Annotated in this window: 15 protein-coding genes; 3 read left to right on the forward strand and 12 right to left on the reverse strand. The window is 63.7% G+C overall.

Features of this window, described 5'->3' with window-relative positions; all coding sequences use genetic code 11:
* Positions 1-54: 54 nt before the first annotated feature.
* The 12 genes from WKW80_RS30570 to WKW80_RS30625 all read right to left on the reverse strand — a co-directional run bounded on the left by WKW80_RS30570 (position 55) and on the right by WKW80_RS30625 (position 11,364).
* Positions 55-1,095 carry an ABC transporter permease gene (locus WKW80_RS30570; protein ID WP_340367357.1) on the reverse strand — a complete coding sequence of 347 codons (1,041 nt, stop codon included), beginning with the start codon at positions 1,093-1,095 and terminating at the stop codon, positions 55-57.
* Positions 1,073-2,593 carry a sugar ABC transporter ATP-binding protein gene (locus WKW80_RS30575; RefSeq protein ID WP_340367358.1) on the reverse strand — a complete coding sequence of 507 codons (1,521 nt, stop codon included), beginning with the start codon at positions 2,591-2,593 and terminating at the stop codon, positions 1,073-1,075. The genes WKW80_RS30570 and WKW80_RS30575 overlap by 23 nt, the downstream gene beginning before the upstream one ends.
* Before the next feature lie 90 nt (positions 2,594-2,683).
* The gene (locus tag WKW80_RS30580; protein ID WP_340367397.1) at positions 2,684-3,853 is read right to left on the reverse strand and encodes an ROK family protein; all 1,170 of its coding nucleotides are present in this window, start codon (positions 3,851-3,853) and stop codon (positions 2,684-2,686) included.
* A gap of 224 nt (positions 3,854-4,077) precedes the next feature.
* Positions 4,078-4,497, reverse strand: a complete 420-nt coding sequence (locus WKW80_RS30585; RefSeq protein WP_340367359.1) for a F0F1 ATP synthase subunit epsilon — start codon at positions 4,495-4,497, stop codon at positions 4,078-4,080.
* 128 nt (positions 4,498-4,625) lie between these two features.
* Positions 4,626-6,041: a F0F1 ATP synthase subunit beta gene (gene atpD / locus WKW80_RS30590; protein WP_340367360.1), complete on the reverse strand. Its 1,416-nt coding sequence runs from the start codon at positions 6,039-6,041 to the stop codon at positions 4,626-4,628.
* A 48-nt stretch (positions 6,042-6,089) separates the two neighbouring features.
* Positions 6,090-6,965 (reverse strand): F0F1 ATP synthase subunit gamma, encoded by an 876-nt coding sequence (gene atpG, locus WKW80_RS30595; RefSeq protein ID WP_340367361.1) that lies wholly within the window; start codon positions 6,963-6,965, stop codon positions 6,090-6,092.
* A gap of 30 nt (positions 6,966-6,995) precedes the next feature.
* Positions 6,996-8,549 carry a F0F1 ATP synthase subunit alpha gene (gene atpA / locus WKW80_RS30600; protein ID WP_340367362.1) on the reverse strand — a complete coding sequence of 518 codons (1,554 nt, stop codon included), beginning with the start codon at positions 8,547-8,549 and terminating at the stop codon, positions 6,996-6,998.
* A 36-nt stretch (positions 8,550-8,585) separates the two neighbouring features.
* Positions 8,586-9,116, reverse strand: a complete 531-nt coding sequence (locus tag WKW80_RS30605) for a F0F1 ATP synthase subunit delta (protein WP_340367363.1) — start codon at positions 9,114-9,116, stop codon at positions 8,586-8,588.
* Positions 9,117-9,141: 25 nt separating this feature from the next.
* Positions 9,142-9,612, reverse strand: a complete 471-nt coding sequence (locus tag WKW80_RS30610; RefSeq protein ID WP_340367364.1) for a F0F1 ATP synthase subunit B — start codon at positions 9,610-9,612, stop codon at positions 9,142-9,144.
* Positions 9,613-9,685: 73 nt separating this feature from the next.
* Positions 9,686-9,949 carry a F0F1 ATP synthase subunit C gene (atpE, locus tag WKW80_RS30615; protein WP_165908898.1) on the reverse strand — a complete coding sequence of 88 codons (264 nt, stop codon included), beginning with the start codon at positions 9,947-9,949 and terminating at the stop codon, positions 9,686-9,688.
* 61 nt (positions 9,950-10,010) lie between these two features.
* Positions 10,011-10,880 (reverse strand): F0F1 ATP synthase subunit A, encoded by an 870-nt coding sequence (gene atpB, locus WKW80_RS30620; protein WP_340367365.1) that lies wholly within the window; start codon positions 10,878-10,880, stop codon positions 10,011-10,013.
* 4 nt (positions 10,881-10,884) lie between these two features.
* Entirely contained in the window at positions 10,885-11,364 is a 480-nt protein-coding gene (locus WKW80_RS30625; RefSeq protein WP_340367366.1) for an ATP synthase subunit I, read from the reverse strand.
* A 168-nt stretch (positions 11,365-11,532) separates the two neighbouring features.
* Between WKW80_RS30625 and WKW80_RS30630 the strand changes: the two genes are divergently transcribed.
* The 3 genes from WKW80_RS30630 to lipB are packed head-to-tail and all read left to right on the forward strand — an operon-like array spanning position 11,533 to position 13,402.
* The gene (locus WKW80_RS30630; RefSeq protein WP_340367367.1) at positions 11,533-12,414 is read left to right on the forward strand and encodes a D-amino acid aminotransferase; all 882 of its coding nucleotides are present in this window, start codon (positions 11,533-11,535) and stop codon (positions 12,412-12,414) included.
* The gene (locus tag WKW80_RS30635; protein WP_340367368.1) at positions 12,411-12,713 is read left to right on the forward strand and encodes a YbeD family protein; all 303 of its coding nucleotides are present in this window, start codon (positions 12,411-12,413) and stop codon (positions 12,711-12,713) included. Before WKW80_RS30630 ends, WKW80_RS30635 begins: the two co-directional genes overlap by 4 nt.
* A 20-nt stretch (positions 12,714-12,733) precedes the next feature.
* The gene (gene lipB, locus WKW80_RS30640; protein ID WP_340367398.1) at positions 12,734-13,402 is read left to right on the forward strand and encodes a lipoyl(octanoyl) transferase LipB; all 669 of its coding nucleotides are present in this window, start codon (positions 12,734-12,736) and stop codon (positions 13,400-13,402) included.
* Positions 13,403-13,405: the final 3 nt, after the last annotated feature.

A 13,405-nucleotide genomic window follows, 5' to 3' on the forward strand; every position in this document is an offset into this window, starting at 1 on the left:
GATGTCTCCTTGTGGTGGATGGAACGGGAACGGAACGAAAAGGGAAGCGGCCGCCTAGCGCCGCCCGCGCTGCAGGAACGCGACGATGATGATCACGAAGCCTTGCACCGCGGCGTTGAGGTACACGCTGATGATGCTGGTGAGGTTCAGGATGTTGCTGATGACCGACAGCAGGATCGCGCCGATCACCGTGCCGGTGATGCTGCCCGCGCCGCCCTTCAGCGCGGTGCCGCCGACGATCACGGCGGCGATGGCCTCCAGCTCCCACAGCAGGCCGGTGGTCGGCGATGCGGAGCCCAGGCGCGGCACGTACAGCAACGTCGCAATGCCCACGCACACGCCCAGCAGCACGTAGGTCAGGATCTTCACGCGGTCGACGTCGACGGCCGCATAGCGCGCCACCTGTTCGTTGGACCCGATCGCCTGTACATACCGCCCGTAGGCGGTGCGGTTGAGGATGAGCGCGCCAACCACCGCGACGATCACGAACACCCACACCGGAATCGGAATGCCCGCGATGCTCGCGTAGTACACCGGGGCATAGAGGTCCGACAGGTCGTTGTCGAGCGTCAGCGCGCCGCCGTTCGCAAAGTACGTGAGGTACGCGCGAAAGATCCCCAGCGTGCCCAGCGTCACGATGAACGGCTCGATGCGTCCCTTGGTGATCAGCAACCCGTGCGCCAGACCGAACACCGCGCCCAGCACCACCGCCAGCCCGGCACCCAGCACCACCGCCATCAGCGGCGAGCCCGTCGCCGGCCCCGCCCAGTTGATGAACATGATCACGCTGCCTGCGATCAGCGCCGCCATCGAACCGACCGACAGGTCGATGCCGCCCGAGATGATGACGAAGCACATCCCCACCGCGATGATCCCGATGAAGGCGGTGCGCGTGAGCACGTTCATGACGTTGTCGGCCGTCGCGAAGTCGCTGTTGAGCAGCGTGCCGGCGATGCACAGCAGCACCAGGCCGGCGACCGGCCCCACGCCGCGCAGACGCTCGGTCCAGCGCGGCTTGGCTTCCGCGCGGTGAGGCGCGTCCGATTCCGGCGTCGATGCCACGGGGGCGGGTCTAGCTTGCTGTTCCGGTGGCATGAGCGATCAGCTCCTCTTCGGTCAGATGGTCTGCATCGAGCGTGGCGACGATCCGGCCCGCCCGCATCACCGCGACGCGGTGGCACAGGCCGATCAGTTCCATCAATTCCGACGAGACGACGATCACGGCAAGCCCTTCGCGGGCCAGTCGCTGGATCAGGAAATAGATGTCGCGCTTGGCCCCCACGTCGACGCCGCGCGTCGGCTCGTCCAGCACCACGATCTTCGGCCGTGGCTGCAGCACCTTGGCGAGCGCGAGCTTCTGCTGGTTGCCGCCCGACAGCGACGACGCCTTCGCTTCGAGCGATCCGGTACGGATGCCGAAGTCCTTCACCGCCTCGCCCAGCGCCGCGCGCTCGGCGTCGGGTCGCAGCCATGGCCGGGTGTATTGCTCGAGCGCCATCAGCGTGAGGTTCTGCCGCAGCCCGAAGTTCACATGCAGGCCCTTGCCCTTGCGGTCCTCGCTCAGGTAGGTGAAGCCGTGCCGCGCGGCGTCGCGCGGATTGCGCAGGTGCACCGGCTCGCCAAGAATCTGCACTTCGCCGCTGGACGGGCGCAGCCCCATCAGCCCTTCGAACAGCTCCGTACGCCCGGCGCCCACCAGCCCGGCAAAGCCCAGGATCTCGCCCGGCCGCACCTCAAAACTGGCCTCCCGTGCCCACCCGGGCACACTGAAATTGCGCACCTGCATCGCCGGCGGCTTGTCGGCAACCACCGGGTCCCGTGGCGGAAAAAGATCGGCCAACTCGCGCCCCACCATGAGGTTCGCCATCTGCTGGTGCGTGAGATCGGCCGTCGGAGCGCGCGCCACGAAGCGGCCGTCGCGCATGACGATCACCTCATCCGTCACCCGCTCCACTTCATCGAGCTTGTGCGAGATGTAGACGATGGTCACGCCGTCCGCACGCAATTGCGCGATGAGCTTGAACAGCCGCTCGGTCTCGCCCGGCGTGAGCGTCGCGGTCGGCTCGTCCATGATCAGCAGCCGCGCGTGGCGTGCAATCGCCTTGGCGATCTCGACCAACTGCTTCTCCGCCACGATGAGGCGACGCACCTTGAGTCGCGGGTCGACCTGCAGCCCCACCTCGGCCAGCGCAGCCAGGGACTCTCGCTCCATCGCCGCGTCGTCGAGCCAGAGCCCCTTCTTCTTCTCGTGGCCCAGGAACATGTTCTGCGCCACGCTCAGGTCTTCCGCCAGGTTGAACTCCTGGTGAATCAGCACGATGCCCAGCGCCTCGGCGTCGCGCGAGTTCGCAAAGTGCCTGACCGTGCCGTTGATGCTGAAGCTGCCGCCGCTCGGTTGCTCGTAGCCCGCGAGGATCTTCATCATCGTGGACTTGCCCGCACCGTTCTCGCCAAGCAATCCATACACGCGCCCCGGTGCCAGCGAGAAGCTCACGCCATGCAGCACCTGCACCGGCCCAAACGCCTTGACGATGCCATTGAACTCGACCGCGACGCTGCGCTTGACGGCGGGCACCGACGCCACGGCGTTCATTGCCTCGCCTCCGGGCTCTGAACTGCGCTCATAGGGCACGTTCCGCTCTGGGCACTGCGGTTCGAGTGCCTTCGGGCGGCCGAGCGGCGCTCACGGCGCCACCCCACGAACCTTCAGAGTCTCGTGCAACGCAAGCACCCCCGCGCCGATCACCCCGCCCTGCGTGCCCAACGGCGTGTACTGGATCTCCAGGTGCCGCGTCGATAGCGCAAGCGAGCGCTGGTACACGCTTTGACGCACAGCTGCCAGGAACAACGGCCCGATGCGCGTGATGCCGCCGCCGATGAACACATGCGACGGATTGAAGAAGTTGACGACCGAGGCCAGCATCTGCCCGATGAGATTGCCGGCGCGCTGAATGATCCCGTTGGCCGCCGCATCCCCCGCGCGACTCGCTTCGCCAACATCGATTGCGTCGATGCGGCCCTTCTCCCTCAGGCAGGTCGCGAGCGCCACGCTCTCGCCCGCATTGGCCGCCTCGATCGCCATGCGCGTGATGGCCGGCCCGGCCGCCATCGCCTCCACGCACCCCACATTGCCGCAGTGGCAGCGGGGCCCTTCCTGGTCCACGCAGATGTGGCCCACGTCGCCGGCCGAACCGGCAGCGCCGCGATACACCTCGCCGTGGCAGACGATGCCGCAACCAATCCCCGTGCCAACCTTGATCACCAGGAAGTTGCTCAGCGAACGGCGCAGTCGCCACAGTTCGCCGAGCGCCATCAGGTTCACATCGTTGTCGACGAACACAGGCGCAACGTATTCCTCGCGCAGGTAGTCGCGGATCGAGAAGCTGTCCCAGGCGGGCATCAAGGGCGGATTGACGAGCTGCCCGATCGCAAAGTTGACCGGTCCCGGCACCCCAACGCCGATCCCCAGCACGTCCTTCGCGCCAAAGCCGCATTGCGCCAGGAGTTCCCGCATGAGCGTGCGCACGCGCGCCAGCACCACGCCCGGACCTTGCCGCACATCGGCCGCCTCGGCATGCTGCGCGAGCGGCGTGAGATCCGGCCGCAGCACTGCCACGTCGAGACTGGTCGCTCCTACATCGACACCGATGAGCACACCCAGCCCGCTGTGCAACTGCAAGTTCTCTGCGCGCCGGCCACCGGAGGACTCCTGCAAACCCGATTCGGCGAGCAAGCCCTGTTCGATCAGCCCGGCAATCAGCGTGTTCGCCTTGCTCTTGGAAAAGCCCAGCCGCTCGGCCATGCCATGCCGCGAGCCGCCGGCCGACCAGAAAGTCGTCTCCAGCAACTGCATCTCATCGCCAGTGAGCCTGCTCCAACGTACCAAGCTTCTTGTCTCCGGTCTCGTCATGCACGGCCTGCGGGCCGGGCGAACGCGAATACTAGGGACAGCTCTTCAGCCGCACAAGGCTTAACTTCGACCTATTTCAATTCGAAGTCGAACATCGCGCGCAGCAAAAAGCCGCCCGGAGGCGGCTCTGTGTGGGTCGGTGACACGCGGCACGAGGCCGAGCGCGCTCACTTCTTCTGACGGTACTTGCGCAGCGCAGCGATCTGCGCGGCCATGACGGCCAGTTCCGATTGCGCCATCGCGATGTCGATGTCGCTCCGCGCGTTCTTGAGTGCTTCCTCGGCGGCGGCCTTGGCCTTGTTGGCCTTCTCGTCGTCGAGATCCTTGCCGCGGATCGCGGTGTCGGACAGCACGGTGACGGTGGTTGGCTGCACTTCGAGGATGCCGCCGGCCACGAAGACGAACTCTTCGCCGCCGTCGGCCGTCTCGATGCGCACGGCACCGGGACGGATGCGCGTGATCAGCGGGGTGTGGCGCGGATAGATGCCGAGTTCGCCGGCTTCACCGGGCAGCGCGACGAATTTGGCCTCGCCCGAGAAGATCGACTCTTCTGCGCTGACCACGTCCACATGAATGGTGTTTGCCATTTGTTGTCCTTTGCAATCCTGGAGAAGGGTGTGGAAAGCAAGCAATCGACCGTCTGACTAGGCGCCGCGCAGAGCCGACAAATGTACGGCGAGCACGGCAACGACGCCAGGCGGTCGAATGCGCCGCTTTACGCGACCTTCTTCGCCTTTTCGAAGGCTTCGTCGATACCGCCGACCATGTAGAACGCCTGTTCCGGCAGGTGGTCGGCTTCGCCGTTCACGATCATCTTGAAACCACGGATGGTTTCGGCCAGCGACACGTACTTGCCAGGCGAACCCGTGAACACTTCGGCCACGTGGAACGGCTGCGACAGGAAACGCTGGATCTTCCGGGCACGGGCCACGGCCAGCTTGTCTTCCGGTGCCAGTTCGTCCATGCCCAGGATCGCGATGATGTCGCGCAGTTCCTTGTAGCGCTGCAGCGTGCCTTGCACGGCGCGGGCCACGTTGTAGTGCTCTTCACCGACCACCAGCGGGTCGAGCTGCCGCGAGGTCGAGTCGAGCGGGTCCACGGCGGGGTAGATACCGAGTGAAGCGATGTCACGCGACAGCACCACGGTGGAGTCCAGGTGGGCGAAGGTGGTGGCGGGCGACGGGTCGGTCAAGTCATCGGCCGGCACGTACACGGCCTGGATCGAGGTGATCGAGCCGACCTTGGTCGAGGTGATGCGCTCTTGCAGGCGGCCCATTTCCTCGGCCAGCGTGGGCTGGTAACCCACGGCGGAAGGCATCCGGCCCAACAGAGCGGACACTTCGGTACCGGCCAGCGTGAAGCGATAGATGTTGTCCACGAAGAACAGCACGTCGCGGCCTTCGTCGCGGAACGACTCGGCGATGGTCAGGCCGGTCAGCGCCACGCGCAGACGGTTGCCCGGGGGCTCGTTCATCTGGCCGTAGACCATGGCCACCTTGGATTCGGCCAGGTTCTCCAGGTTCACCACGCCGGAATCGGCCATCTCGTGATAGAAGTCGTTGCCTTCGCGGGTACGCTCACCCACGCCGGCGAACACCGACAGACCCGAGTGAGCCTTGGCGATGTTGTTGATGAGTTCCATCATGTTCACGGTCTTGCCCACGCCGGCGCCGCCGAACAGGCCCACCTTGCCGCCCTTGGCGAACGGGCACACCAGGTCGATCACCTTGATGCCGGTTTCGAGCAGGTCTTGCGAGGGCGAGAGTTCGTCGTAGGCGGGGGCCTTGCGGTGGATCGAAGCGGTGAGCTCCTGGCCCACGTCGCCGCGCTCGTCGATCGGACGTCCGAGCACGTCCATGATGCGGCCCAGCGTGGCCTTGCCGACCGGCACCGTGATGGCCGCGCCGGTGTTGGTCACCATGATGCCGCGGCGCAGGCCGTCGGACGAACCGAGTGCAATGGTGCGCACCACTCCGTCACCGAGTTGCTGCTGCACCTCGAGCGTCAGGCCACCTTCGTCGTACTTCAGGGCATCGTAGACCTTCGGCATCTGGTCGCGCGGGAATTCCACGTCGACCACGGCGCCGATACATTGAACGATCTTGCCTTGTGCTGCGTTTGCTTGAGCCATGTGTGCTCCGATAAAAGTTGTTTGTAGGGGGACGACGGTGGAACCGGCTTACACGCCCGCGGCAGCCGCCGCGCCCGAAACGATTTCGGACAGTTCCTTCGTGATGCCGGCCTGACGCGTCTTGTTGTAGACCAGCTTCAGTTCGTCGATCACGTTGCCGGCGTTGTCGGTCGCAGCCTTCATGGCCACCATGCGCGCCGAATGCTCGGACGCCATGTTCTCGGCCACCGCCTGATACACCAGCGATTCGACATAGCGAACCAGCAGTTCATCGATCACGCTCTGCGCATCCGGCTCGTAGATGTAGTCCCACGAGTGCTGGCCCTGCTCGGTCTGAAGCGACTCGGCCGCCAGCGGCAGCAGTTGCTCCACCACCGGCTCCTGCTTGATGGTGTTGATGAACTTCGTGTAGCACAGGTGCACGGCCGACAGCTTGCCTTCCGCATAGGCGTCGAGCAGCGTCTTGACCGGCCCGATGAGCTTTTCGAGGTGCGGCGTGTCGCCCAGGTGGGTGACATGCGACACCACGCGCGCACCGATGCGGTTCAGGAAGCCGAGGCCCTTGCTGCCGATCGCCACGGAATCGATGGATTTGCCGGCGGCCTGCGCCTCGCGCAACTTGGCCGTGACCGCGCGCAGCAGGTTGGTGTTCAAGCCACCGCACAGGCCCTTGTCGCTGGTCACGACGATGAACCCGACCGCCTTGGACTCGTTCGTCTTCATGAACGCGTGGGTGTACTCCGGGTTCGCCTTGCCGAGGTTGGCCGCGATCTTGCGGATCTTTTCGCTGTAGGGGCGAGCGGCGCGCATGCGTTCCTGCGCCTTGCGCATCTTGGAAACCGAGACCATTTCCATGGCCTTGGTGATCTTCTTGGTGTTCTCCACCGATTTGATCTTGCCGCGGATTTCCTTACCAGCTGCCATGAGAGCTCCTTGTCAGTTCAGTCAGGTCGATCAGGCGAACGACTTCTTGAACGACGTGATGGCAGTCGTCAGCTCGGCTTCGGCGTCCTTGTCGAGCGCCTTCGACTTCTCGATCTTGTCGAGCAGCGCGGCGTGGCTGGACTTCAGGAACTGGTGCAGGCCATGTTCGAACGGCAGCACCTTCTTGATCTCGACATCGTCCATGAAGCCCTTGTTCACGGCGAACAGCGTCGCGCCCATCAGCGAGATCGGCAGCGGGCTGTACTGTGTCTGCTTCAACAATTCGGTCACGCGGGCACCGCGGTCGAGCTGCTTGCGGGTGGCTTCGTCCAGGTCGGAAGCGAACTGCGCGAACGCAGCCAGTTCACGGTACTGCGCCAGGTCGGTACGGATACCACCGGACTGGCCCTTGATGACCTTGGTCTGTGCCGACGAACCCACGCGCGACACCGAGATACCGGCATTGATGGCGGGACGGACACCGGCGTTGAACAGGTTGGTTTCCAGGAAGATCTGGCCGTCGGTGATCGAGATCACGTTGGTCGGCACGAAAGCGGACACGTCGCCGGCTTGCGTCTCGATGATCGGCAGCGCGGTCAGCGAACCCGTCTTGCCCTTGACTTCACCCTTGGTGAACGCTTCGACGTAGTCGGCGTTCACGCGGGCTGCGCGTTCGAGCAGGCGGCTATGGAGATAGAACACGTCGCCGGGGTAGGCTTCGCGGCCTGGCGGGCGGCGCAGCAGCAGCGACACCTGGCGGTACGCAACGGCTTGCTTCGACAGGTCGTCATACACGATCAGCGCGTCTTCGCCGCGGTCGCGGAAGTACTCGCCCATGGTGCAGCCCGAGTAGGCCGACACGTACTGCATGGCCGCCGATTCCGAAGCGGAAGCAGCCACCACGATCGTGTAGTCCATGGCACCGGCCTGTTCCAGCGCGCGCACCACGTTCTTGATCGACGAAGCCTTCTGGCCGATGGCGACGTAGATGCACGTCACGCCCTGGCCCCGCTGGTTGATGATCGCGTCGATGGCCACGGCCGTCTTGCCGGTCTGGCGGTCGCCAATGATCAGCTCGCGCTGGCCACGGCCGATCGGTACCATCGAGTCGATCGACTTCAGGCCGGTCTGCAGGGGCTGGTCCACCGACTTCCGTGCGATCACGCCCGGTGCGACCTTTTCGATCACGTCGGTCATCTTGGCGTTGACCGGACCCTTGCCGTCGATCGGCTGGCCCAGTGCGTTCACCACGCGGCCGATGAGCTCGGGGCCGACCGGCACTTCCAGGATGCGGCCGGTGCACTTGACCGTGTCGCCTTCGGAGATGTGCTCGTACTCGCCCAGGATCACGGCGCCGACCGAGTCGCGCTCGAGGTTCAGCGCCAGCCCGAACGAAGGCGTGCCGTCCGCGCTCGGCGGAAATTCCAGCATTTCGCCCTGCATCGCGTCCGACAGGCCGTGCACGCGCACGATGCCGTCGGTCACCGACACCACGGTGCCTTCATTGCGGATGTTGGCGGAAACGCCAAGGCCTTCGATACGGCTCTTGATGAGTTCGGAGATTTCTGCGGGATTGAGTTGCATGACTCGTTCCTTCTTTCTTTGTGAGGGGCCGAAGGCTTACGCCGCCAGCGCAACTTTCATTTGTTCAAGACGGGCCTTGACCGAGGTGTCGAGCACTTCGTCACCCACTGCCACGCGAACGCCACCGATCAACGACGGGTCGAGCGTCACGGAGACCTGCAGCTTGCGACCGAAACGCTTTTCAAGCGCCGTCGTCAACTGCGCGAGCGCAGCGTCATCGATCGGGAAGGCGCTGTACACCACGGCGTCCGACGAGCCGCGGAGGGCATTGGCCAGCACGCGGTATTGACGCGCGATTTCCGGCAGCGCCGCGAAGCGACCGTTCTCGAGCAATGCGCCGAGGAAGTTGTTGGCCTGCGCCGGCAGCGAGCCGCCAGCCACGCCGGCGATCACGCCGAGCACTTGCTCGGGCGTTGCCTTCGGGTTGTCGGCAAATTGCTGCAGCTGCGAGTTGCCGGCGATGGCCGCAACTTGTTCCAGCCAGGCGCCCGTGCCCTGAAGATCCGACGCTGAAGCCTTGAACAAGGCCTCGGCGTAAGGGCGTGCGATGGTGGCGATTTCTGCCATGGTATTCCTCGATGCGCCTTCTGCTTCAGAGTTCGGTCTGCAGGCGAGCCAGCAAGTCGGCGTGGACCGCGGGGTTCACTTCCTTGCGCAAGATCTGCTCGGCGCCCTTGACAGCCAGCGCAGCGACCTGCTCGCGCAGTGCTTCGCGGGCCTTGGCGGACTGCTGTTCGGCCTCGGCACGTGCAGCGGCGACGATCTTGTTGCCTTCTTCCGTGGCGCGGCCCTTGGCCTCTTCCACGATGGCTTGCGCACGACGCTCCGCATCGGCCAGACGCTGCGCGGATTCGTTGCGGGCCTGGCCCAACGCTGCTTCGACCTTCTTGTCGGCGGCAGCCAGTTCCGTCTTGGCCTTGTCAGCCGCAGCCAACCCGCTCGCGATCTTGGCGGCGCGCTCGTCGAGCGCCTTCGCGATCGGCGGCCACACGAACTTCATCGTGAATCCGACCAGGATCAGGAACACGATCAACTGGACGATTAAGGTACCGGTAATGCTCACTTTTCACCCTCTCTATGCAATGGAGCTGGAAGCCATTCCATGAGGAATGACGACTTGATCCGAGGAGAAAAACTTACTTGGCCAGGGTGGCGATTTGCGCCAGGAACGGGTTGGCCGTTGCAAACCACAGCGCCACACCGGTACCGATGATGAACGATGCGTCGATCAGGCCGACCAGCAGGAACATCTTGGTTTGCAGTTCACCCATCAGCTCGGGCTGGCGTGCAGCCGATTCGAGGTACTTGCTGCCCATGATGCCGATGCCGACGCAAGCGCCGAACGCGCCGAGACCGATGATGAGGCCGGCGGCCAGGGCAACAAAGCTGATAACTTCCATGATGACTCCTAAGGGGACTTGGTTGACGAGAAAAAAGAAAACTGAAAACTGAAAAGACGGATCAGTGGTGATCGTGGGCCTGGCCGATGTAAACGAGCGCCAGCATCATGAACACGAACGCTTGCAGCGTGATGATCAGGATGTGGAAGATCGACCAGACGGTGCCCGCGACGATGTGGCCGAACGCCAGTCCGATGCCGGTGGCCGACATGGTGAAGGCGCCGCCCATCAGGGCGATCAGCAGGAAGATCAGTTCGCCGGCGTACATGTTGCCGAACAAACGCATGCCGTGCGAGACGGTCTTGGCGATGAACTCGATCATCTGCATCGCGAAATTGAACGGATACAGGGCCCAGTGGTTGCCGAACGGCGCCGTGAACAGTTCATGGACCCAGCCGCCGACGCCCTTGATCTTGACGTTATAGAACAGGCACACCAGCAGCACGCCGACCGACAGACCCATGGTCACCGACAGGTCGGCCGTGGCCACGACGCGCATGTAGGCATGCTCGGGGTCGTGACCCATCGCAGCGTAGGCCTTGCTCCAGAGGAAAGGCAGCAGATCGACGGGCAGCAAGTCCATCGCATTGAGCATGAAGATCCAGACAAAGATCGTCAGCGCGAGCGGCGCGACCATCTTGCGGCTTTCCTTGTTGTGGACGATGCCCTTGGCTTGCTGGTCGACCATCTCGACGAGGAACTCGACAGCGGCCTGGAAGCGACCCGGCACACCTGAAGTGGCCTTGCGCGCGGCAAGCCACAAGACGAAACACCCAAGCGCGCCAAGTGCGATCGAATAAAACATCGAGTCGTAGTTGAAAACCGAGAAGTCGACAACTGCCTTGGGCTTGACGTTTTGCCATTGCGTCAGATGGTGAATGATGTATTCACCAGCGGTCTGACCGTGTTCCGCAGCGTTTTCAGCAGCCATTCTGTTACTCGTTCTCTCGTTTCTTGCGCTTGGGGGCGAACACCAACGCCACCCAATACGCTTGCATTGCCACCGCCAAACCAACCAGCATCGCAGGCCAGCTCAGCGCCGTAATCAGCCTTGGCGCCGCCAGCAACATTGCCAGCGTCAAAGCCATCTTGACCATCTCCCACACAAAGAACCCGAGCATCGCCGTGCTCGGGCTCAGGGAAGACAGGCGGCCCGTTAATCCGCGCGCAAAGACAGCAGCCGGAACCACCACCGAAAGCGCGCCGTAACCGGCCGACCAACCCAGATTTTGCCTCCCGGTCAGACCCCAGGCAGCCAACGCCACCAGCAAGCCCGCCATCAACTGGCCCGCAATCACCCACCAAGGGGAGACCGACGGACTCTTTTCCCGCAGCCGCTGCGCCTCCTCGGCGGTCAGCGGCTTGAATTCTTCTTCTGCATCTTCAAACTCGACATCCCGGGCTGTTTTTCTCATGTGCATGCGCCCGAAAGTCAAACCAGAATTTTTACAAAGCCATTGATTATAAGTAAAAACCCATGGCCTCCTCCCTTTTTGCAGCCCGCTGTTGGCTGAGGATGTTGCGACACCGCCGCGATTCCTGTACGGGCCGGTGCGGCAAGGTGCGCCGTCCATAATTCCACCATGGGCCCGCTCACCTCCTTGCTACCCGAGACGCTGTGCTACCTGGACGGGGCGTTTACGCCTTTGCGCGACGCAAAAATCAGCGTGCTGGATCGCGGCTTCATCTTCGGGGATGGCGTCTATGACGTGGTGCCGGCCTATGACGGCCACCTGTTCTGCTTCGACGAACACATCGCCCGGCTGGGCCGCTCGCTCGCAGCGTTGCAGATGGCGAATCCGCACACGGAGAAGGAATGGCGAGCTATCGCGCAACAACTGGTCGACCAGGTCGGTGGGCCTTCTCTTGCCGTGTACTTCCAGGTGACGCGCGGCGTCGCTCCGCGAGACCATGCGATGACGCGCGGCATCAAGCCAACCGTCTTTGCAATGGTCAACACAATGAAGCAAGTGGCGGACAGCGTTCGTGCGACAGGCGTGCCGTGCGTGACGTCCGATGACTTCCGTTGGCAGAAGGCGCACATCAAGACCACCAGCCTGCTTGGCGCAGTGCTCGCACGGCAGATCAGCATCGAGGCGGGCGCGACGGAGACCATCATGTTTCGTGGCGAAGCATTGAGCGAAGCGTCATCCAGCAACGTCTGGGTCGTGAAGGATGGCCGCGTGGCCGGCCCGCTGCCGGACGAAATGGTGCTGAAAGGTATCCGCTACGGACTGCTGGAACGCCTGTGTCGCGAGACCGGCATTCCATTCGAGCTGCGCCGCGTCACTCGCGAAGAGGTATTCGGCGCCGATGAGTTGATGCTGTCTTCCGCGAGCAAGGAGGTGCTGCCCGTGACCACGCTGGACGGCATGGCCATTGGAACCGGCACACCCGGCCCCACCTACCACGCCCTGTATGCAGCCTACCAGCAGGCCAAGCAGCGCAACGGAACTTCCCCATGACCACCGACAACAACGACAACAACGACAAGATCGAGACGCGGCAAGACTCGCTGATCGAATACCCCTCGCAATTTCCAATCAAGGTGATGGGGGAAAACGTCGACGGCTTCGTGCACGCGGTCACGGCCATTGCAAAGCAGTTCGACCCTGGATTCGACGCCACGACCGTCGAGTTGCGCGACAGCAAGACCGGCAAGTACCTCGGCGTGACAGTGACCGTGACCGCGACCAGCCGGGAGCAACTCGACAACCTCTACCGCGCGCTGTCGACGCATCCCATGGTCAAGGTGGTGCTCTGACGGCGGAGACCGCCCCAGTCATCGCGGTCGAATGGCTCGGCCGCGTCGACTACGAGGCCACCTGGGCCGCCATGCGGCAATTCACGCAGGAGCGTTCGGCGCAAGCGCAAGACGCGCTGTGGATTTGCGAGCACCCGCCGGTCTATACGCAAGGCATCGCCGGCAAGGCCGACCATGTGCTGAATCCGGGCGACATTCCGGTGATTCAGACCGATCGGGGCGGCCAGGTCACTTTTCATGGACCCGGCCAGGTCTTGGCTTATCCGCTCCTGGATCTCAAACGGGCCGGCTACTACGTCAAGGAATATGTCTACCGCATCGAAGAAGCCGTGATCCGCACGCTTGCGCATTTCGCGGTGACTGGCCACCGCGTCGGCGGCGCACCCGGCATCTATGTGCGGTTGGACGATCCGTTCTCGCACGCAGCGCTGAGCGGGCCGGCCGCGCCGGGGGACCCCTTTCGCGGCCTTGGAAAGATCGCGGCACTTGGCATCAAGGTCAGCCGCCACTGCACATACCACGGTGTGTCGCTCAACGTCGCGATGGATCTGGAACCCTTCGATCGCATCAACCCTTGTGGCTATGCCGGGCTGAAAACCGTCGATCTTTCTACAATCGGGGTCCAAACCACTTGGGAAGAAGCTGCGCAGGTACTGGGCCGAAAGCTCGCCGCCTGGTTGGCCCCCTGAACC

The sequence above is a fragment of the Variovorax humicola genome (assembly GCF_037889915.1).
GTDB lineage: Bacteria > Pseudomonadota > Gammaproteobacteria > Burkholderiales > Burkholderiaceae_C > Variovorax > Variovorax humicola.